This is a genomic window from Cytobacillus sp. FSL W7-1323 (assembly GCF_038595015.1).
Classification (GTDB): Bacteria; Bacillota; Bacilli; order Bacillales; family Cytobacillaceae; genus Cytobacillus; species Cytobacillus kochii.
In genome coordinates, this window is the sequence record NZ_CP151998.1 from 3003191 (window position 1) to 3024661 (window position 21471).

General features: G+C 37.8%; 20 protein-coding genes and 1 other annotated feature. Of the genes, 3 read left to right on the plus strand and 17 right to left on the minus strand.

From position 1 onward, the window contains the following. Nucleotides 1–52 precede the first annotated feature (52 nt). From MKX67_RS15175 to MKX67_RS15195, 5 genes are all read right to left on the minus strand, one after another. Nucleotides 53–379 carry an iron-sulfur cluster biosynthesis family protein gene (locus tag MKX67_RS15175; protein WP_307312975.1) on the minus strand — a complete coding sequence of 109 codons (327 nt, stop codon included), beginning with the start codon at nucleotides 377–379 and terminating at the stop codon, nucleotides 53–55. A gap of 108 nt (nucleotides 380–487) precedes the next feature. Next, nucleotides 488–826 (minus strand): DUF1048 domain-containing protein, encoded by a 339-nt coding sequence (locus MKX67_RS15180; RefSeq protein WP_307312973.1) that lies wholly within the window; start codon nucleotides 824–826, stop codon nucleotides 488–490. Further along, nucleotides 823–1152 carry a PadR family transcriptional regulator gene (locus MKX67_RS15185; RefSeq protein ID WP_095372674.1) on the minus strand — a complete coding sequence of 110 codons (330 nt, stop codon included), beginning with the start codon at nucleotides 1150–1152 and terminating at the stop codon, nucleotides 823–825. The genes MKX67_RS15180 and MKX67_RS15185 overlap by 4 nt, the downstream gene beginning before the upstream one ends. 211 nt (nucleotides 1153–1363) lie before the next feature. After that, on the minus strand, nucleotides 1364–2620 hold the full coding sequence (locus MKX67_RS15190; protein WP_341056214.1) for an OFA family MFS transporter: 1257 nt from the start codon (nucleotides 2618–2620) through the stop codon (nucleotides 1364–1366). Between the two features lie 97 nt (nucleotides 2621–2717). Then, nucleotides 2718–3455, minus strand: a complete 738-nt coding sequence (locus MKX67_RS15195) for a glucose 1-dehydrogenase (protein ID WP_095372672.1) — start codon at nucleotides 3453–3455, stop codon at nucleotides 2718–2720. Nucleotides 3456–3608: 153 nt separating this feature from the next. On the opposite strand from MKX67_RS15195, the gene MKX67_RS15200 reads away from it, so the two are divergent. Next, the gene (locus MKX67_RS15200; protein ID WP_095372671.1) at nucleotides 3609–4523 is read left to right on the plus strand and encodes a LysR family transcriptional regulator; all 915 of its coding nucleotides are present in this window, start codon (nucleotides 3609–3611) and stop codon (nucleotides 4521–4523) included. 17 nt (nucleotides 4524–4540) lie between these two features. Here MKX67_RS15200 and MKX67_RS15205 read toward each other — a convergent pair whose 3' ends face one another. The 5 genes from MKX67_RS15205 to MKX67_RS15225 form a co-directional block, all read right to left on the minus strand. Next, the gene (locus tag MKX67_RS15205; RefSeq protein WP_095372670.1) at nucleotides 4541–4870 is read right to left on the minus strand and encodes a YolD-like family protein; all 330 of its coding nucleotides are present in this window, start codon (nucleotides 4868–4870) and stop codon (nucleotides 4541–4543) included. A 23-nt stretch (nucleotides 4871–4893) separates the two neighbouring features. Next, nucleotides 4894–6153, minus strand: coding sequence for a UV damage repair protein UvrX (locus MKX67_RS15210; protein ID WP_322909575.1), 1260 nt, complete (start codon nucleotides 6151–6153; stop codon nucleotides 4894–4896). 468 nt (nucleotides 6154–6621) lie between these two features. Beyond that, nucleotides 6622–7737 (minus strand): NADH-dependent flavin oxidoreductase, encoded by a 1116-nt coding sequence (locus tag MKX67_RS15215; protein WP_095372668.1) that lies wholly within the window; start codon nucleotides 7735–7737, stop codon nucleotides 6622–6624. Nucleotides 7738–7822: 85 nt separating this feature from the next. Beyond that, complete coding sequence (locus MKX67_RS15220; RefSeq protein WP_095372667.1) at nucleotides 7823–8617, minus strand: SDR family oxidoreductase; 795 nt, start codon at nucleotides 8615–8617, stop codon at nucleotides 7823–7825. A 4-nt stretch (nucleotides 8618–8621) separates the two neighbouring features. Then, the gene (locus MKX67_RS15225) at nucleotides 8622–9590 is read right to left on the minus strand and encodes an MBL fold metallo-hydrolase (RefSeq protein WP_095372666.1); all 969 of its coding nucleotides are present in this window, start codon (nucleotides 9588–9590) and stop codon (nucleotides 8622–8624) included. 509 nt (nucleotides 9591–10099) lie between these two features. Here MKX67_RS15225 and proC point away from each other — a divergent pair. Further along, nucleotides 10100–10927, plus strand: a complete 828-nt coding sequence (gene proC, locus MKX67_RS15230; RefSeq protein WP_095372665.1) for a pyrroline-5-carboxylate reductase — start codon at nucleotides 10100–10102, stop codon at nucleotides 10925–10927. 174 nt (nucleotides 10928–11101) lie between these two features. Here the strand turns inward: proC and MKX67_RS15235 are convergent, their stop codons facing one another. Next, nucleotides 11102–12454, minus strand: a complete 1353-nt coding sequence (locus tag MKX67_RS15235; protein ID WP_341058638.1) for a sodium-dependent transporter — start codon at nucleotides 12452–12454, stop codon at nucleotides 11102–11104. Nucleotides 12455–12593: 139 nt separating this feature from the next. Next, nucleotides 12594–12820, minus strand: a binding site (T-box leader). Nucleotides 12821–12980: 160 nt separating this feature from the next. After that, a complete protein-coding gene (gene rnz / locus MKX67_RS15240) occupies nucleotides 12981–13904 on the minus strand; it encodes a ribonuclease Z (protein WP_342488425.1) in 924 nt (307 codons plus the stop codon). Between the two features lie 235 nt (nucleotides 13905–14139). Here rnz and zwf point away from each other — a divergent pair, with 235 nt between their 5' ends. After that, entirely contained in the window at nucleotides 14140–15603 is a 1464-nt protein-coding gene (gene zwf, locus MKX67_RS15245; RefSeq protein WP_342489281.1) for a glucose-6-phosphate dehydrogenase, read from the plus strand. 128 nt (nucleotides 15604–15731) lie between these two features. On the opposite strand, the gene MKX67_RS15250 is transcribed toward zwf, so the two are convergent. From MKX67_RS15250 to mce, 5 genes are all read right to left on the minus strand, one after another. Beyond that, entirely contained in the window at nucleotides 15732–17006 is a 1275-nt protein-coding gene (locus MKX67_RS15250; protein ID WP_341096344.1) for a DNA polymerase IV, read from the minus strand. A gap of 47 nt (nucleotides 17007–17053) precedes the next feature. Then, a complete protein-coding gene (locus MKX67_RS15255; protein ID WP_157733941.1) occupies nucleotides 17054–17530 on the minus strand; it encodes a chemotaxis protein CheW in 477 nt (158 codons plus the stop codon). 599 nt (nucleotides 17531–18129) lie between these two features. Beyond that, on the minus strand, nucleotides 18130–19248 hold the full coding sequence (locus MKX67_RS15260) for a M20/M25/M40 family metallo-hydrolase (RefSeq protein WP_095372660.1): 1119 nt from the start codon (nucleotides 19246–19248) through the stop codon (nucleotides 18130–18132). Nucleotides 19249–19360: 112 nt separating this feature from the next. After that, on the minus strand, nucleotides 19361–20911 hold the full coding sequence (locus MKX67_RS15265) for an acyl-CoA carboxylase subunit beta (RefSeq protein ID WP_307312961.1): 1551 nt from the start codon (nucleotides 20909–20911) through the stop codon (nucleotides 19361–19363). Next, entirely contained in the window at nucleotides 20911–21324 is a 414-nt protein-coding gene (gene mce / locus MKX67_RS15270; RefSeq protein ID WP_307312959.1) for a methylmalonyl-CoA epimerase, read from the minus strand. Before mce ends, MKX67_RS15265 begins: the two co-directional genes overlap by 1 nt. Nucleotides 21325–21471 lie beyond the last annotated feature (147 nt).

The following is a 21471-nucleotide window of genomic DNA, read 5'->3' on the forward strand; positions in this document are numbered from 1 at the left end:
GTTTACTAAATTAGTCAACAAAAAAAGAGAAGATTTCTGTTTCTTCTCTTTCTCATTTCGTATAATCCATAAAAGCCATACGTGGATTCAAGTATTCATAATTATTTTTTAATTGAAAGCATCTTGCCTTATAACTATAATCAATCGTTACCTCTTCTGATAAAAAGACTTCCTTAGAAGGCTCGATATAAATAGACATGAAATCTGTTTGTACTTCGCTGTCATCTGGCTCTAGTTCTTTCACAAGCCACAAAGCAGTTACACCGCTTACAACACAGCCACAACCTTCAGTATCATATTTTAATTTTAAATAACCATCTTTATTTTTTAATTTTTCTGTTAGTTTCATTATGGCTCTTGGTGTAATTGTTATCTTCAACTTTACCGCCCTTTCTTCCTATGTTAATCATGATTATAACAACGAAAATGATTGAATAACAGCTTCAGTCCATTAGGTACCATTTGACAACCATCCAACTGCCATTATCTAATTATTATTTAATCTTTCTATTTCCAATCTGAGCTTTTCTTGGCTTTTAATAAACCAAAGTTCCTCTGGATATTGCGCCATAATGGCATTTGCAAATTCAACAGGATCATTACCCATAATATCCTGTAATGGAAGTTGCTCAATTGAACTTTCTTTAAATAATTGAAGCATATTTTCTAACACTTCCATAAAATTTTCTCCTTTGGCGAAATTCCACATATACTGTTCTAACGCATGAAGGGCGTCCTTGTAACTTTGTGGCAACTGCTCTTTTTCAGCTTTATAATCGTTATACCGCTTTTTACTGCCAATTAATTTTTCAAATAGGTTTTTCATTTACTATCATTCTCCTTTATGTCATTTAATTTTCTAGAGAGAAAAAACCATTTCTCCCAAAACTTATCGAGCTCATACTTTCCGGAATCATTTAACGTATAAAACTTCCTTGGTGGACCAAGCTCCGATTTTCTTTTTTCAACATGTAACAGCTCTTTCTTTTCAAGTCTAAGCAACACAGTGTACACAGTTCCTTCTGCAATATCTTCAAAGCCTATGTTTTGTAAATACTGTGTGATTTCATAGCCATAAGTCTCCCCCTGCCCTATTTTCTGAAGCACAATTCCTTCTAACACACCTTTCAATAACTCTGTTAACCCTTTCACTCGTTAAACCCCTCTTTCATTCTTAACTAAGTAGTAATACTAGGTAGTATACATAAACAACTTGTTCTTTAACATAAACGATATTAACTATATAGTAAAACTAAGTACTACTACATAATATGACTAAGTAGATAAATTGTCAATGGTTTAAAAAAATAAAAAACCACCTGAACTTCTTTTCTTAAAAGGTTCAGGTGGGAAGCACTTATGCTTACGCAATGATTGCTTGCTGTTTCTTTTCTTTCTTTTTATTTAAAAATAACACTAAACCTACAAGCCCAATACCGATAGCTGTTAAGATTGCTGCTGCGATATAAGCAGTCGTAAAGCTTCCTGTTGTTTCCTTGAAGTAGGAAGCGATACGTGGACCTACAAAAGCGCCCCCAGAATAGCCAAGAAAAACGATTGCATAGTTCATACCGAAATTCTTTTGACCAAATGACTGACTAGTTAAAGGCGGAAACACAACAAGTAAACCACCAAAAGCAAAACCGAGAATAATAATACAAATGGTGAAGTACACAAGTGATGTCGCCATCGTTAATAGTAATAATGCTGCAATCGTCATAACTAAATTAATTAATAGAGCGATATAGGAACCGAATTTATCATAAATAACACCAAACGCTAAGCGTCCAACAAAGTTCGATAATGTGCTAATACTGACAATGACTGCACCAACTGTCGCTGTTAACCCAACTTGGTCTTGAGCGATTACAGAAGCAGAAGATACCATCATTGTTCCTGCCGTACTCGCTGCCACTAAAGTTAAAAATAATAGATAAAACAGTGGCGTAGCAAGCATTTCCTTCCAATTTAGATTGATGATTGCCGCCTTTTTCTTTTGACTTTGTTCTTTTTCCGATGGTAATTTCCAGCCTTTAGGACGGAAGTTAGCTGGTGCAGTGTACATTAACCAACCCACAGCCCAAACACCGATAAAAAAGACGATCCCCAGTATACGAAATGATACTAGCACACCGAAACGTTCAATAATCATCGCCGCAATCGGAGACAATATAAATGGACCAATTGCTGCACTTGATAATAATAACCCTGAAATCTTTCCACCCTTATCAGGGAACCAGCGCATGGCTGTGACTAAGGCCGAATTATACATCATCCCCGCTCCACTCCCAGCGATTAGGCTGAAGGTTACATAAAGCATTGGAATGGTTGTCACTGAAGCAGTTAAAAACCATCCTAACCCAAAGAGTAACCCACCAATATACATCAGCCACTTGACCCCATAGCGGTCAGTAATCATGCCGGCAAATATGGCAACAATAGCAAAAATTAAAGTGTACAATGAGTAAGCTAAGTTATAGTCCGCACTTGACCATCCATGTAATTTTGTCATCGGTTCCGAAAAAACACTAAAAATCGCAATAGAGGCGACGAGAAAAATAATGATCCAGGCACTAGTGAAAATAAACCAGCGATTTGGTACTTTCTTTGATTTTGACATGTTTATCCCCCTTTTTCGAACAATCGCTTCATTTCTTATCTTTAAAGAAAGATAGCCATTAAGCCTTTACTGCTTAATGACTATCTTCAAAAAGTAATTATACGATTGTGTAGCCGCCATCAATTGGTACGACTGCACCGTTCATAAATTTCGATTCATCTGATGCTAAAAATACGGCTAGATCAGCCACTTCATAGTCATTACCGAAACGGTCTAACGGTATTTTATTTGTTGGACGTGTTTTTAACATATCTGCTGTTAATGGCGTACGGATTGTTCCCGGTGCAATCGCATTAATTTTGATACCTTTTGAACCATAGACTGCAGCAATATGCTTCGTATAACCGACTACCGCATGTTTTGACGCCGTGTAAGCGGCTCCACCCATTTGTGCAACAAGACCTGCAATGGAAGCAATATTGACGATTGTTCCTTCACCGCGCTTTATCATATTTGGTAATACAAGGTTTGTAATTTTATAAATGGCTTTCACGTTAATATCAAATATTAAATCCCATTGTTGCTCTGTTGTTTCTAAACTGTTCGTGTATTTATCAAAAATTCCAGCATTATTGATAACAACATCAATCTGACCGTAGTTATCCATAGCTGTTTTTACCATATTTTCTAAATCCGCTTGTTCTGTTACATTGACTTTTACCGCTAAAGCTTCCCCGTTGTTTTCCTTTATTTCTGTTACTACTGCTTCAGCACCTTCCATATTTAAGTCAGCAACAATTACTTTCGCTCCTTCACTAGCAAAACGAAGGGCTTCAGCCTTGCCCATACCAGATGCTGCCCCTGTAATAATAGCTACTTTATTTTGTAATCTCATAACTGTCTCCCCTTTGAAAGTAAATTAAATTAGGATAAGTGATTGCCTATTCCTTTGTCCTACGTTTACTATTGTAAAATAGTCTTTTAATAACGTATAATACATATTTATCTATAATTTATAACTTTGAAGTTATGAAAGAGGTGGATAGTTTTGGAGCTTTTACAGTTACGCTATTTTCAAAAAGTAGCTCATTTAGAAAGCATCACAAAAGCAGCGAATGAATTACATGTATCTCAACCAGCATTGAGTAAAATGATTGCAAGACTTGAACATGATTTGGGGGCATCTCTTTTCGATCGTCAAGGACGAACCATTCGCTTAAATGATTTTGGTCGCTCTTATTTAAATAGAATCAATCGTGTGTTTTTTGAATTGGAGGAAGGCGAGCGTGAAATAGAAGAAATGGTAACGACACAACATCGTATCACTTCGGTTTCCATTGCCCTGCCACATATCTTACCCTTCTTTATTGGAGAGTTTATGAAGGAGCATCCTAATGTTCATATTAAACAATACACCGGCACAGCAGCAGCGATGAAAAAGCAATTAGAGGATGGAGATATTGATTTTTGTATTTCTATGAGGCCTATCGAAGGGACAGAAATTGAGTGGATGACCCTCCTTGATGAGGAAATCTTTTTATCTGTTCCACCTGATCACCACCTTGCCCACCGATCTTCGGTTCATTTAAATGAAGTATGTAACGAGGTATTTATTAATCGTCCGATGGGCTATGATTTTAGAGATTTAACGGATCAGTTTTGCTCTGAAGCAGGCTTCACTCCCCATACTCCGCTTGAACTTGAAGAAGCAGGGGCTATTTTACGATTGATTGAGCTCGGTTTAGGGATTTCTTTTACACCACAGTTATCATTATTGCAAGAGAATTTACCGAAAACAGTGCAACTCCCGATCACTGCTCCTCGTTGTCGACGTAATATTGGACTCGCCTGGCATAAAGGACGTTATTTCTCTCAGGCTGCGACTGATCTCCATCAATTTACGGTGCGTTTTTTCAAACACATCGCTCTTACTTATTTTGACGATCAGAGTGTTGGCGATTGATACGGGGTATAGTTAACTTAACTTTCTTCTATATGAATGATTTCTGGTAGGAAAATGATATCAATACTGTCATCCTCCTTTACTACTCGAAGCGATTGTTTGAATGTATCTACATAATGAATGCGACCGGAAATAGTCACTTGTTCTCCTCGACGGAACAAGGTAAATGTTAACAAAGTATGAAACGCCATGGCCTCGCTAATCACCTCATCGAACTGTTCATATTGTTGTTCATCTAACTGAGGTTTAGTTTGTTTATGGTGACTTTCATCATACTCTCTTAAAAGCTTGACATGTTCCGGTAGCATCATTGAAACCCATTTCTTATTCCCACGATCACGAAGCATCACTTATTCCTTCTTTCTCATTACTATTTTTTATGGCCACCGACAAGTGTTGCTCTATGTCTCGCTGTACCTGCATCGGTATAAGAAACCGCTCGCAATAAGGAAGCAGATCCGAAGCGGGCACGAATGCGATCGACGGTATAGCCGAGCTTGCGCTTGTTAAAGCCGTTTTGATCAAATAAACTAAGCTGATACTCGTGATCATCGGTTATTTGTCCAAGAGAAATAGTAATCTTCCGAACCGTTTTGCCGTTATAATGTTCATCTAATAAAGCTAAACAAACATGATAAATGGTCATTGTTACATTTGTCGGCTCCTCCATTGTCCGAGAACGATAAAATCCACCACCAAACTCATCCTTGCTATATCCAAGCCCAAAATGAACGGTTCTTCCAGCCTTACGATGTGTGCGCGCCCTTCTTGCAACCTCCTCACACATCTCTAAAACAACATGCTTGATTTCTTCTCTATCAGTATAATCTCGAAGCAAGATTTGACTTTTCCCAAAGCTAATTTGACCTTGTAAAATCGGAGCACCGATTTCTGACAAATCTATTCCCCATGCGTGATAATATAGCTGATTGCCCATAATACCAAACTTTTTTTCTAGTGTAGTTAGATTAAAATGGGCAAGCTGACCAACCGTGAAAATGCCCATACTGTTCAAATTTTTCTCCATTCTACTGCCTATACCCCACATTTGACTTAATGGAGAAATCGGCCAAAGCTTTTCTTCTATCTGCTCATAAGTCCACTCAGCAATACCAGCCTTCTTTGCTTCTAAATCAAGACAAAGCTTTGCCATTAACATATTAGGACCAATTCCAACAGATGAAGGTAGTTGAAATTCCCTTTCGATATCATCTTTTATCTTTTGGGCAATCGTATAGGCGTCACCCCATATATGTTCTGTTCCGTCAATACGAATAAAACTTTCATCGACACTATAAGTGTGCACAGCCTCTTTTGGTACATAGCGATGAAATACACGTGTAATTTCCATAGAGACACGTAAATACGTAGCCATCTTTGGCTCTTCAATAATAATGCGCGGGTCATTGGGTACTTCAAATAGCCGCGACCCTGTTTTTATGCCAAATTCTTTCTTCATTCTCGGTGAAGCAGCAAGAATGACACTACCTTTACGATCATGATTTCCCGCCACTACAAGATAGCATTCCATTGGATCTAATCCCCGTATAACAGCTGAACAACTGGCATAGAAGCTCTTCATATCTATACATAAAATTTGTTGTTTTGGCATTACACTATAATCAACCATTAGATTGCCTCTTCTCACTATAAAATAAGAACTTATGTTCCGTTTATTTATACCCATAATATTAACCGAATATACGTTCTCTTTCAATGGAAATTTTACGACGAATTTCTTATATTCGACTGCCTAGACAAAAGCTGGGATTAAATAAGAATAGCTCTATCATTAGATGAGATGGACTATGGGTAAAACAAACTCTTGTACAGCAGAAGGCTGCTCCTTCCATTATTCTATGTATAAATATTCGACATATTATGATATTTTACCTAAATCTATAATCAAAAAAAGTCCCAGCTTTTCCTCCTTTATTTGACATGCCTGTTATTTAACGGGAATGTTTAATGGATAGTCGAAAAAATCAGTGTTGCTCCGCTTCTTTGGCGGTTTGTACGAGCAAATCTCTTTTGTAACCAAAATAAGACACAAAAAAAACATGAACAAATTGTTCATGTTCCTGTTTTCTAAAGATTCCTAGCGAGTAAATGGGACCCAACCTTCTGCAGCTAGGATCACTTCCCATAATCCGTTCGGAATGTCATATTTATCTCTTTCTTTTAAATTCAGGGCATATTCTATTTTCTCAAGACGATCTTCCTGAATATATGCAGCCCATCTTGGTGAAATGAGCAATTCTCTACCTATAGCAATAAGCGGGATATTTCGTTCTCTAACAGCTAATGCATCATCAGGTGAATTCACTTTTCCAACGGCCATCAACGGAACGCGTCCGTTAATTACTTCATTCACCAGCTCAATTCTTGTGCGCTCTGTATCCGCCCCGCGGTGAGGAGTAGATAGTGCATGCATAAGGGAAATGTGCAAATAATCGAATGGAAGATTTGATAAGGCATCCACTAGTTGAAAGGTTTCAGTCATTGTTAAACCAGGTGTCGACGGCTCTTCAGGTGAGAAGCGATAACCGAAAATAAATGGTCTCTTTGCATGCTTATCAATCGCTTTTTGGCAAGCTTCCGCAACAGCCAATGGAAACTTCATCCGATTTTCTACGGATCCACCCCATTCATCCGTACGGTTATTCGTATAAGGGGAATAAAACTGCTGTACTAAATACCCGTTTGCACCATGAATTTCTACTCCATCAAAACCTGCTTCAATTGCTCTTCTCGTTGCTTCTCCAAAAGCTTCGATGATTTCTTCAATTTCCCCTGTCGATAGGGCACGAGCCTTTTGGTTATCACGATCGATATTTGATGCAGATACAACATCACCATCGGGAACAAGTTCAGAGGGACATGAAATGCCGCCGTGATGAATTTGTATCACCGCTTTTGCCCCTTCTTGTTGAACCGTCTCGGCTAGTTTTTTTAAACCAGGAATAAATTGGTCATCGTAAATAGCCGGTTGACCAGGAAAAGCTTTACCATTTGGTGTTACATTGGCGCAAGCAGTAATAACTGTACCTAAATCCTTTGCACGGGCCTTAATAAAGACTAATTCTTCTTCCGAAATAGAGCCATCTTCATTAGAAGAATAATGTGTCATCGGTGCGAGTGCAAGTCGATTTTTAACTGTCACACCGTTAGGAAATGTATAGGATTCAAATAATGGTTCAAATTTTGCTTTCATATCTATCACCTTTTCTCTATAAATATCTTCACGATTTCACCATATAGATAAAAACAGCCCGATGCAAACCATTCAACTTGAAACATTATTTTTTATTAAACACACCGCGTCCAGCCCATTCAAATAATCTGGGAGCAATGGCAAATACTTTACTTCCTAAATTCATCCACCTTGGGAGATTGACCTCTCTTGTTGGCGTCAACATCACATCAACAACTTTTCGCGCAACATACTCCGGCTTTAACATATATCGCTGAACATTTTTCACATATGTGCCTTCTTTATCGGCAATATCAAAAAAATTCGTCTCAATTGGGCCTGGGTTCACTGTTGTAATATACACACCTTGAGAAGCAACTTCCATCCTTAGGCTATTAGAATAACCTAATACTGCATGTTTGGTTGCAGAATAGGTACTTGATTTCGGCGTGGCAATTTTTCCAGCTTGTGAAGCGATATTGATAATATGCCCGCTTTTGGTCGCTAACATTTTTGGCAATACTTGCTGAGTGCAAGCAATTAAACCCAGTACATTCACATCGAACATGCTTTTTACTTCTTTCATATCTGCATCATGAGCATAAGTGAAAATGCCGTATCCCGCATTATTCACAAGGACGTCGATTACCTTAAACCGTTCGAGAATCAATGGGAAAACTTCCTCTACCTTTTCCATATTAGAGACATCTAAAGAAAATGTATAAATATCAATAGAATAGCGTTGCTCAAGCTCTTCTTTCATTGCAGCTAACTTATCTGTCCTTCTAGCCACTAAAGCAAGATTGGCTCCTCTTTCCGCACAAAGCCTTGCCATCTTTTCACCTATCCCACCTGATGCACCTGTAATAATAATGTTCTTTCCATGTAAATCTTTTACCATTTTATCACCTCATTTGGCTACTATAGAAAGACACACCGTCCTTCTTATACTCATTTACTTCCCCCATCGCAAGCAAATAGTCGAGCTGACCGATTGTTTCAGATACCGTAAGAGGTAATTGCATTTTGTAAGCTTTCGGAAAAAGGCGTTTACATATATCAAAGACCGTCATTGATTCTTCCATGAGCCATTTCTTGACCTTCATCGCACGTTCATGCTGTGCTTTTTTTCGTTGAGGAATGATTTCATTTACATTTGTGAAGACTTCCCCATGACCTGGCAATACAAGTGCAAGCGGATAACGGCTTAATTTATCAAGTGATTCGTTATATTGCAATAATGATTTAGGACGCTCAGATTGCCCCGGTAAAGGTGGCTCCATTAACGGATTCGGAGAAATATGAGCCAGCAGATGGTCACCACCAATATAAATTCCGTCACTTTCTCGCAATAAACCAATATGACTTTGCGCATGACCCGGCGTTTCAATAACACGCCATCCCTTTAACCCTGGAGGTTCGTCTCCCTCACAAATCTCTTGAGCTAATGAGCGATCACAGAAGTAGGCAAGCTCACTATGTAGTCTTGTCATTACTTTATCGTAATACTGAATCAAGCCAAACTCAGTGAGAACATGCTGATAAAAATCATTATTTTGCTGTAGGAAATCCTCTGTCCGATTGAGCCATCGCTCATTTAAGGGATGACCAATAATTTGCATATCAGCCGGAAAATAATCAAGCAGACCAACGTGATCTGGATGATGATGAGTAAGAATCACTTGCTCAATATCTGACAGTGTTAAGCCTAATTCATTTAGTTCTGACTGCAACGCTACCCAAGCTTCCTCTGTTTTAGGTCCAGCATCTATAAGGGTTAGCTTCTCTCCTTTGATGACATAAAGGTTAACATCACCTACAGGAAAAGGAGTAGGAATCACGAGTCGACCGATATCATTAATCCATTGTGCCATTTTCATTCCCTCCAACAATCATTATATTTAAATAAAATATGTGTAGAACAATCTAATCTTTAAACATATATATATTTAATCTTAGCTTTATTTCTCAACAATGTCATTATTTTCACATAACTTTTAACAAATTATCTCTAAAAACGAATGAAAATGTTATTGACAATTTCCCTTGTTATCCCTCATAATCACAATAAATTAATGATTTAACGCGATGAATAAGAATAGTAGATGAACATAAGACGAAAAGAGAGTGAAACTCAATTAGGCTGAAAGGTTTCACCGTCCACTAGTCCATCGAACCTACCTTATGAGTGTTAGCAAAACTAACCGTAGCCGGCGTTAACGGATTCGAGATTGTCTGTTCTAATTTAAAGAACATGACAAATGAAGGTGGTACCACGGAAGCACGTCCTTTCGTCCTTTACAGGATGAAGGGGCTTTTTTTATTGACCTTGACGGAGTTTGCAAGTACGAACCTTATCAACATTATCAAGGAGGAAAAAAAAATGAAAATCGCATTTATTGGCGCAGGTTCGATGGCTGAAGCTCTAATATCTGGCATCATTACGCAAAAATTAGTAAGTGGAAACAATGTATGGGTAACAAACAAATGCAATCAAGAAAAACTCTATGAATTACAACAATCTTATGGTGTCAACATATCTTATGACATAAAAGACATCCTCTCTCATGTCAATATCGTCTGCTTAGCTATGAAACCAAAGGATGTTGGAGAAGCGATTCAAAGTATTCGAGCTTATTTACGTAAAGACATGTTAATCGTCTCCGTCTTAGCAGGGGTATCCATTACTTCTATTGAAGAAATGGTAGACACAGACCTAGCTATTGTTCGAGCCATGCCTAATACTTCAGCAACAATTGGTAAATCTGCCAGTGCATTAGCCATCAATCATAATGTAAACCATTTACAATTAGAAACAGTTAAAGGAATGTTTGAAACAGTTGGTTTAACGACCATCGTAAAAGAGGAAGACTTAGATGCGGTTACAGGATTATCTGGAAGTGGTCCAGCCTATATTTATTATCTAGTTGAAGCGATGGAAAAAAGTGCAGTAGAAATAGGGCTCGAAAAAGAGGTAGCGAAAAAGTTTATTATTCAAACCTTAATAGGTGCTGCAGAAATGCTTGAGAGATCGTCAAAGGAATCTGCACAATTACGAAAAGAGGTCACTAGCCCTGGAGGAACAACAGAGGCAGGATTAAAGGTACTCGAAGCACATGCGGTACAAGAAGCATTTGTAGAATGCATTAAAGCAGCGACAGCACAGTCTAAAAAGCTTGGTGAGATTTTTGCTAATAACATGAAAGTTTAACCTAATAAATTGGTATCAATATTTACACTGCTGCACATTCATCATTTTTTTGCATTCTTTCTTGATTATAGATAGGGACTGGGACAAAAAAATACGAACAAACAGGATTACCACCATTTGCTCGTATTTCTATCACTCGATTAGCAGCTTGATATTGTCTCAGTCTTTCAATTGTTACTTGAATAGATCAAATAAACCAGAAGAATCTAAGAACACAATTACAATAATGATTGGTACGATATATCTCATCAAAAAGAACCAAACATTAAATACCCCTGTCAGCGCCGTAGAGTTCATGATAATTTCGCTTTTTAATAAGTCTTTTTTCATTCGATATGATACGAATAGAGCAATCAACAAAGCACCAAAAGGTAAAAGAATATTACTCACTAAGAAATCAGCACTATCAAAAATAGATTTACCAAAAATAGTTATGTCAGATAGTAAGCTATAAGAAAGATTAGAAGGAATTCCGACAATGAATATCGCCAAACCAAATAACCAAGCGATTTTACCCCTATTTTTTGTCGCTCCTTTCGTAACCGAAGCTACTGCAATTTCAAGCATTGAAAAGGCAGAAGTCAGTGTCGCGAATAAGAACAAAGCTAAGAATAACAACAAGAAAACTTTTCCAAAAATAATTTGATCAAATACAGCTGGTAAGACGATGAATAGTAGGCCAGGGCCAGCAGTTGGCTCAAACCCTAATGAAAAGACGGCTGGAAAGATGGCCAAACCAGCCAGTATAGAAATGAATAAGTTCATTGCGACAACAGAAAGTGCCGGTTGTAACAAACTTTCTTTCTTTGATAAGTAAGAACTATACGTAACCATTACAGAAATCCCTACACTAAGAGAAAAGAATGATTGCCCCATCGCATATAATAAACTTTCAGAGTTTAATAAAGAGAAATTGGGTTGCAAGAAGAACTTTATTCCCTCTGAGGCGCCTTCTAATGTAACAGAACGAATAATAATAATAATAAACAAGATAAATAATGCTGGCATCATAAATTTACTTACCTTTTCAATCCCTTGCTGTACACCCTTGGCAACAACGAAAATTGTAATGATGAGGAATAACGCCTGTGCACCTAAAGAAATATACGGATTAGATACAGTTTCATTAAACAGACTCTCATACCCCGACATCCCTACACCTTTATCACTTGTTACTCCATAAAATAAATATTGAATAACCCAGCCACCGATTACACTATAAAAAGAGAGTAATAAGAAAGAAGTAAATACGCCTAAGTAACCAACCCAATGCCACTTTGTTTTAGGTGCAATCGTTTTATAGGCAGTAATCGCTTCTTTTCCTGTACTGCGTCCGATAACAAACTCAGCCAGCAGTAATGGAAAACCAATAAATAAAGAGAACAAAATGAATAATAAAATAAAAGCTCCACCACCACTTTCCCCAGTCACATAGGGTAGCTTCCATATCGCGCCTAAGCCAATTGCTGAACCTGCAGAAGCAAGAATAAATCCAAGCTTAGAAGACCATTGTTCGTTTTGCATGATTTTTTCCTCCTTTTTTAACCTTTATCTATATCTTCCCCATTATTTCATCCCTGGAAATTAGGACATTTGTCTACGTGAATTTTGCTATAAAAATCCTCTATTCCTTATTGAAAATAAAACAAAAAGGCCGCAAAGCTCATAAAGGGACGTGTGACTCACGCGGTACCACCCTTTTTGAAAGCTTGCGACTTTCCACTCGAATTCATAACGGTATTGATAACCGTCCTTACTGTCTTCGGCCGAACATGACAGCAAAGAAAAAGCTCCAAGAATGAAATTCATCTTATTTATAGTTCAGCTCACACCAACCGCTGACTCTCTTTACTAGGGAAATAAGGTTTACTAGTTTCTCTTCATTGCTTTATAAAATATAATTTTAAAAGTATAAATGTGATTATAGTACGATTACTATCTATAAGTCAATAACTGTTTTTTTAATTTTTTAAGATAAAATGAAACAGATATTTCTCCCTATGTCCTGAGTTGGTCCTACTGTCGCATTTGGTTAAACCGATAAAACTAAGAATTATTTCCTAGGGATATCTATTTCTTTAAAATCTTCAGCAAGGACTACTGCAGGGAAATCTACTTTCGCCTGCTCTTCTAGCTGTGACCACTCACTACGTTCATAGCGTGAACTAATATGTGTGAGACATAATTGTTCTACACCCGCTTGCTGGGCTACAGCAGCTGCTTGGGCAATTGTTGAATGGTAATAATCATGTGCGAGCTGTTCCTCACCATTCGCAAAGGTTGCCTCATGAACAAGTAAATTTGCATTGCGTGCTAATTCAATTGCCGCCGAACAAAAACGCGTGTCACCTAAAATAGTCACGATTCTCCCCATTTGTGGTGGCCCAACATAATCTTTAGGATTAATTATGCGACCATCCTCAAGAGTAATTGTCTCACCCTCTTTAATTCTTTTAAAAATAGGACCTGGCCTTACACCATCTTCTATCAATTGATCAGCCATTAAAGTTCCCGGCAAATCTTTCTCTACAACCCGATAACCGAAAGATGGTATACCATGGTCAAGTTTCTTCGCTGTCACTATGAATTGATCATCACAACAAACGATCCCCTCGTCTATTTCAATAATCTCCAGAGGGTACTGCAAGTAAGTTTGACTAACCGAAAGAGACACTTCGATATATTCTTTTATTCCCTTTGGACCATACACTGTTAGCTTTTCTTTGCCGCCTTGATGTGAACGACTAGCTAAAAATCCCGGCAAACCATATATATGATCGCCATGAAGATGAGTAATAAAAACTTTCTCTATTCTTCTTGGCTTGATTGTTGTATGTAAAATTTGATGTTGTGTGGCTTCTCCACAATCGAACAACCATATGGCTCTTCTTTCATCTAAAAGCTTTAAAGCGATACTCGTAACATTCCTTGCTTTCGCAGGGACACCCGCACCTGTTCCTAAGAAAAAAACTTTCACTGCCTTTTCTTCCTTTCTCCTCATTCATTATTATCATCATACAGAAAAACACCATAAAGCTAAAGCGCTACAGTTATTTCCTTTTAAAAAAGGTTGCTGTTTTTCACTTTAAGCGATAAAATTTTATACTTGAGTGGGTATATATTTCATCGTTGAGATGAACCTAAAAAAAGAACTTTTTTACATAGAAAGGAATATCATTGTGAATAATTCAGAAAATCCAACTGCTTTGATTATGATATTCGGTGCAACAGGTGACTTAGCGAAACGTAAACTATTTCCATCACTTTACCGATTGTTTAAAAGAGGAAAACTATCTGAACGCTATTGTATCATTGGCGTTGCAAGACGAGAACTAACGAACAGTGCTTTTCAAGAAAGTGTGCGACAATCTATTGAAGAAGCTGAGGGGCATCATGATGACCTTAATGAGTTTATCACACACTTTTATTATCATTCCCATGATGTTACAGATTCCAGTTCTTATTTAGCGTTAAAAACACTAGCAAATGACTTAGATACACATTATCAATTAGAAGGTAATCGCATTTTCTATTTAGCGATGGCACCAGAATTCTTTGGCACAATTGCCGATCATTTAAAATCAGATGGACTAACAGATGTTGACGGTTTTAAACGTTTAGTGATTGAAAAACCATTTGGTCATGATCTACCTTCAGCAATAGAATTGAACAATCGCCTTCGCCAAGCGTTTGCTGAGGAAGAAGTTTATCGGATAGATCATTATTTAGGAAAAGAAATGGTCCAAAATATAGAGGTCATTCGCTTCGCCAACGCCATATTTGAACCACTATGGAATAATCGCTACATATCTAATATCCAAGTGACATCAAGTGAAGTATTAGGTGTTGAAGAACGTGGGAGATATTATGAGAATAGCGGTGCCCTTAGGGATATGGTGCAAAACCATATGCTGCAAATGGTTGCCTTACTTGCTATGGAACCACCAATTAAACTGACAGACGAGGAAATCCGTTCTGAAAAAGTAAAAGTGTTCCGTGCTTTGAAATCACTTGAAGGAGAGGCTGTAAAGGAGAATTTTGTTCGTGGCCAATATGGACCAAGCAACAAAAATAATGAGCCAATTAACGGTTATCGTCAAGAACCGATGGTCAAAGCTGACTCCAATACCGAAACTTTCATTGCCGGAAAACTGATAATTGACAATTTCCGTTGGGCCGGTGTTCCTATTTACATCCGTACAGGAAAAAAGATGGCAACGAAATCAACAAAAATAGTCGTTCAATTCAAGGATATTCCAATGAATTTATACTATCAGCATGAAAAGACGTTAAACCCTAATTTACTCGTCATTCATATCCAACCAGATGAAGGAATTAGTCTTTACTTAAACGCACAAAAATCTGGTGACACAATGAATGCCACACCAGTAAAGCTCAACTTCTCCAACAATAGTGTCGATCACATGAACACACCTGAAGCTTATGAGCGACTCCTTTATGACTGTATGCGCGGAGACGCAACCAACTTTGCTCATTGGGATGAAGTAGCTTTATCTTGGAGCTTCGTCGATAAGATCTCACAAGTTTGGGAAAACCAACAAGCAGAGCAATTTCCAAACTACGAAGCGGGAACAATGGGTCCAAAAGCGGCTGACGAGTTATTAGAAAAAGACGGCTTCCACTGGTGGCCGGTAGAAAGTGGCGACTATCGTTAATATGAATGTACAATATAAAAGCAAGGCATAAGGGAAAAAAACCTTATGCCTTGCTTTTATTTTTAGGTTCAATTTTTAAGATTTAAAAAACACCACAACAAGATAGTTTGTGGTGTACATGTTTTCACTTATTCTTTCTCTTTTTTTAATCGCTGTAAAAAATCTTTATTAAAGCTGGTTGATGTACCGATATTGGCTTTTTTCTTTTGTATAGACTCAAGAGACGCTGCCTGATCAACAATCGATGGGCCATACTTTTTCCTCAAACTTTCAATGGTTTGGTAAAGAGGCTCTTTTTTGGCGTCTTCTTCATAATGAAATAAATCTAATTGTTTCACAGCTTGTCCTTTTTCGACAAGATCCGTACCAGTTATGCCAAGCAACCTCACAGCATCACCACTCCAGTGTTTCATAAAGAGATGCTGAGCCTGATTATAGATTTCTTCCACTGACTGAATAGCAAAACCAATTTTTTTGCTTCTCGTAATCGTATGGCGGTTTTTATAACGGATCATCACGCTTATACCAGTAGCATAGACTTTTTTTCGTTTTAGCCTCGTAGACACTTTAAAAGCGAGTTGATTCAACACTTCAAAAAGTTCTTTCTGCTTACTCATATCCCGAGGGAGTGTCGTTGAGTTACCGATACTTTTAAATTCCTCGGCAGCTTCTGGATCAACCGGACGTGAATCTATGCCATTTGCTCTATCTTTTAAACGCTCACCATTAATGCCTAATGAAGATTTTATCATGAACGTGTCTGCCTTCGCTAAATCACCAATCGTATAAATACGCATACTTTCAAGCTTCTCACTTGTCTTCTGACCAACACCATGCATTTCTTTTACAGGAAGAGGCCACAATTTACTAGGCACATCCCTTTTTCTTAATATTGTAATGCCAAGAGGCTTCTTCATATCAGAGGCCATTTTGGCTAAAAATTTATTTGGTGCAATGCCAATACTACAAGGTAAATCTAACTGCTCTTTTATACGGTTCTGGATAATTGAAGCCACTTCAATAGGAGTGCCAAACTGGTCGCTAGCAGTAATATCCATATACCCTTCATCAATAGAGACAGGCTCTACAAGATCTGAATAATGATTAAGCACCTCAAACATACCAATTGACGCTGCACGATACCTTTCAAAATTAGGGCGTAAAATTATTAATTGCGGACATAACTTTTTCGCTTCCCACAATGGCATCGTTGTTTTTACGCCAAATCTCCTTGCTTCATAGCTGCAAGTAACAATAATCCCTCTACGCTCCTCAGGATTTCCAGCAATAGCAATAGGCTTCCCCTTTAATGTCGGATCATAGGCCATTTCTACAGATGCATAAAAACTATTCATATCAACATGTAAAATCACTCGGCCTGCTTTAGGATACATTGAATTCACTTAAAGCACATCCTTTAGGTTTGTATCCTCCAATTATAACAAATAGATTATAAAGCTGCCTCTGCTTCTTTAGATTCTGTAATATATTCAGCAATGGAAACATTACCATCCAATGAGCTTAAGAAGCGATGGCTGTCAATGATAGAAATTAATCTATTTTTAAAATTAGCAATCCCTTTTAAGTAGTCTAGACGAATATGTAAAAGAAGTCCTGGCTTTTCAATAAGACCTTCCGCTATATCAATAATCTCCTTCGTTTCCGCAACAAGTAAACCGTATTCAAATTCTTCTCCTTGAATGATGATGATTCTTCTATCGTTACTTTCTTCAATCGCTCGATCATAAAATATCATTTCAATATCAAGAACCGGGACAAGGTGACCCCGAGAACGTATCATACCTTTTACATAATGCGGGAGTTGTGGGACTGATGTAAAACCTTCTGCCCGTTCTATAGCAATGACCTGATCAATAGTAATCGCATACTCTTCCTGCCTACATCGAAACACAATATATTTATCCAAAAGATTCACTCCTTCTTTTGTTCATAGTAAAAATATATCATATAATTAGTAAAAAAGAAGAGAGAAGAGTAGGGACTATTTTCCTAATGGAGAATTATATCTTTGATAGGGTTCTATCATGTTCTTCACAACATTTCCACTGAATTCTATTGGGATCATTTATGTAAATGTCAATTCTAACGATGTACAATTTTGGTTATTTAAGAACGTACAAATATGTACTACGGGAATAAATAATCGCAAATTCATCTATTTTCTAGTGCTTTTTGTACGAAAACGTGACTTGTGCAACCCTCTGACTTATCCTTTTGTCTTTTGCACGTTAACATGATGTACTTCCAAACTTTCTTCTTTTTGAATTGAACGAGCACACCCCATTTGCTCATATACCTTTCTAATAATTAGCAAAGATTCGCTGTGTATGAAGGTTATCCGTCCAACTCATTCTCCTACTTTTCTTCTCTTTTATGTTCACCAAAACTACTCTAAGAATAATTTTTCATCAACAAAAAAGAAAGCCGCTAGCACAAATTAAAATGTGCTCTGCGACTTTCAAGGTTGGCCTTACTTGAGCTGTAGCTATGCTCTATCGTGAGGATTTAAGCTGCTACTTCCTCGATAATTGCTATTACCATTTCAGCTAACTTATTGAGCTCTTCGATAGACATTCTTTCGTTCGTTGTGTGAATTTCTTCATAACCTACTGCCAAGTTTACTGTAGGAATATCAAATCCAGCAATAATGTTGGCATCACTGCCACCACCGCTATGCAATAATTCCGGTTTACGCCCTACTTTTTCCGCCGCCTTTTTGGCAACTTCGACAACATGGTCACCGTCTGCAAATTTGAATCCTGGGTACATCACTTCAATATTAACTTCTGCTCTGCCACCCATTTCTTCTGCTGCACTTTCAAATGCCACTTTCATTTTCTCAACTTGCGCTTCCATTTTTTCAGCAATGAGAGAGCGTGCTTCCGCAAGAACGTCGACATGATCACATACGATATTTGTTTGTTTTCCGCCTTCAAAGCGACCGATATTGGCTGTTGTTTCTTCATCAATTCTACCTAAAGGCATTCTAGAAATCGCTTTTGATGCCATCGTAATTGCAGAAATACCTTTTTCTGGTGCTACTCCAGCATGTGCCGTTTTGCCAATCATCGTTGCTCTCACTTTCGCTTGTGTCGGCGCAGCAACAATAATATTACCTACTTTTCCATCGCTATCAAGAGCATAGCCGAATTTTGCTTGAATGAGAGAAGAGTCTAATGCTTTTGCACCAACTAGTCCAGATTCTTCACCGACAGTAATTATAAATTGGATTGTACCGTGAGCAATATTTTGCTCTTTAAGTACTTTGACGATTTCAAGCATTACCGCTAACCCAGTCTTATCATCAGCACCTAAAATCGTTGTGCCATCTGTAACTACATAACCATCCTGAATTGAAGGTTTGACCCCGATACCAGGCACAACCGTATCCATATGAGATGTGAAATAAATAGGGTCAACGCCTTCTTTATTTCCTTGAAGTGTACAAATTAAGTTGCCCGCTCCATGCCCTGTCACCGCAGTCGTATCATCTTCAAATACTTCTACTCCAATGTCACGGAATTTCTTTTTTAATACTTTTGCAATCTGTGCTTCATCCTTTGTTTCAGAATCAATTTGCACAAGTTCTAAAAACTCATTTAACAGTCTTTCTTCATTAATCATCCGTCAATAACCTCCAAATATCACGAGCCTTATTATGCTTTTAAACAGTTCTCTTCAACACTAATTAGTATACTCCTAACGAAACTTATCAGCAAATAAAGAATGTTTTATTCTATAAAGGCATATTCCCATGCTTTTTAAACGGGCGTGTTTCCTTTTTATTTTTTAACATATCTAACGCTTGGATGATTTTTATTCTTGTTTCTCTTGGATCAATGACATCATCTACCATACCCCGACTGGCTGCGACATATGGGTTGGCAAATTTTTCACGATACTCTTCTATTTTTTGCGCTCTCGTTTGTTCAGGATTTTCACTCGTGGCAATCTCCTTAGCAAAAATAATATTAGCTGCCCCTTGAGGGCCCATGACAGCCACCTCAGCGTTTGGCCAAGCAAAAACCAAGTCTGCCCCAATAGATTTACTATTCAGCGCTACATAAGCCCCTCCGAACGCTTTTCGCAGTATGACGGTTAACTTAGGTACCGTTGCTTCTGAATAGGCATAAAGAATTTTTGCGCCATGACGAATAATTCCCCCATGTTCTTGCTTAATCCCAGGAAAGAACCCAGTTACGTCCTCAAAAGTCACTAATGGGATATTAAATGAGTCACAGAAACGAATAAAGCGGGCTGCTTTATCAGATGAATCAATATCTAACCCGCCAGCCATCACTTTAGGTTGATTACAAACAAGTCCAATTGATTCTCCCTTTATCCTCGCTAAGCCAACAACAATATTCTTGGCAAAATCAGGTTGCACCTCTAAGAAAGAATCAGCATCCACCACTTGATCAATTACTTTACGAACATCATAAGGTCTAATTGCATCAAATGGAATGATATCCGTTAAATCTGGTCGATAATCATCTGTTGATTCATCTGCTTTTCTTGGTGTGCGTTCTTCATTGTTTTGCGGGAGATAACTTAATAAATCCCGAACTTGCGCAATGACCTCTTCCTCTGTCTTTCCTTTAAAGTGAGCATTGCCACTTATCGTATTATGTACGTTTGCTCCACCTAAATCTTCTGCCGTAATTTTTTCTCCAGTAACGGTCTCAATCACTTTTGGTCCTGTAATGAACATTTGGCTCGTATTCTCGACCATAAAAACAAAGTCAGTAATAGCTGGCGAATAAACAGCCCCACCTGCACACGGACCTAAAATAACAGATATTTGTGGGATAACACCTGAATAAATTGAATTTCTATAAAAAATCTGTCCATATCCATCTAAAGAAACGACACCTTCTTGTATACGGGCACCACCAGAATCATTTAAGCCAATAAACGGAGCTCCGTTCTCTGCGGCTAAGTCCATAACATTCACAATTTTTTTTGCATGCATTTCCCCTAGTGCACCACCAAAAACGGTAAAATCCTGTGAGAAAAGAAAGATCGGACGCCCGTTCACTTTTCCATATCCAGTAATAACCCCATCACCAGGCCCTTTTTGTTTATCTAAACCAAAATCATTGCTACGGTGTTCAATAAACGGGTTTAATTCCACAAATGTACCATCATCGACTAATAAAGCAATTCTTTCTCTTGCTGTTAGTTTTCCTTTTTCATGTTGTTTTTCAATTCTTTCGTCTCCGCCACCAAGCTCTACTTCTCTTCTACGATCATAAAGTTCGTTAATTTTTTCATAGATGTCTGCCATTAGCTTGTCATTCCCTTCTTTTCACATAATTCATATAAAACACTGCCAGTTGATTTAGGATGCATGAAGGCTACACTCGCTCCACCTGCACCCAATTTTGGCTGATCTTGAATCATTTGAATGCCTTTTGTTTTCATTTCTTCGATTCTCTCTTGAATAGAATGGACGCCCAATGCCACATGATGAAGACCTTCTCCCCTTTTAGCGATAAACTTCGCTACAGCGCTTTCATCTGTTTGCGGCTCTAATAACTCAAGTTTCGTCTCCCCAATTTGAATAAAGGCTACTTTAATGCCTTCACTCTTCACTTCTTCAATTCCTAACAAAGGTAATTGCAATGTTTCCGTATAAAAAGGTAATGATTGCGCTAATGATCGAACAGCGATACCAATATGATCAATTTTTTTGATCAACGAAATCCCCCCTATTCTATCTATTTAAAAATATCATTATTTTCTAACTATATATAATTATAATAATTTTCCACGAATATGTCGAATATACGAGAAAAAAACTCTATGTTGTTCAAATGAGAAAATCCTAGTAAAATAAAGAGGAAT

Coding starts and splice junctions, on each gene's coding strand:
- MKX67_RS15180 (WP_307312973.1), bottom strand. CDS start 826: ATGAAAAACCTATTTGAAAAATTAATTGGCAGTAAAAAGCGGTATAAC.
- MKX67_RS15190 (WP_341056214.1), bottom strand. CDS start 2,620: ATGTCAAAATCAAAGAAAGTACCAAATCGCTGGTTTATTTTCACTAGT.
- MKX67_RS15195 (WP_095372672.1), bottom strand. CDS start 3,455: ATGAGATTACAAAATAAAGTAGCTATTATTACAGGGGCAGCATCTGGT.
- MKX67_RS15205 (WP_095372670.1), bottom strand. CDS start 4,870: ATGCTTCGTGATCGTGGGAATAAGAAATGGGTTTCAATGATGCTACCG.
- MKX67_RS15210 (WP_322909575.1), bottom strand. CDS start 6,153: ATGGTTGATTATAGTGTAATGCCAAAACAACAAATTTTATGTATAGAT.
- MKX67_RS15215 (WP_095372668.1), bottom strand. CDS start 7,737: ATGAAAGCAAAATTTGAACCATTATTTGAATCCTATACATTTCCTAAC.
- MKX67_RS15220 (WP_095372667.1), bottom strand. CDS start 8,617: ATGGTAAAAGATTTACATGGAAAGAACATTATTATTACAGGTGCATCA.
- MKX67_RS15225 (WP_095372666.1), bottom strand. CDS start 9,590: ATGGCACAATGGATTAATGATATCGGTCGACTCGTGATTCCTACTCCT.
- proC (WP_095372665.1), top strand. CDS start 10,100: ATGAAAATCGCATTTATTGGCGCAGGTTCGATGGCTGAAGCTCTAATA.
- zwf (WP_342489281.1), top strand. CDS start 14,140: ATGATATTCGGTGCAACAGGTGACTTAGCGAAACGTAAACTATTTCCA.
- MKX67_RS15260 (WP_095372660.1), bottom strand. CDS start 19,248: ATGATTAATGAAGAAAGACTGTTAAATGAGTTTTTAGAACTTGTGCAA.
- MKX67_RS15265 (WP_307312961.1), bottom strand. CDS start 20,911: ATGGCAGACATCTATGAAAAAATTAACGAACTTTATGATCGTAGAAGA.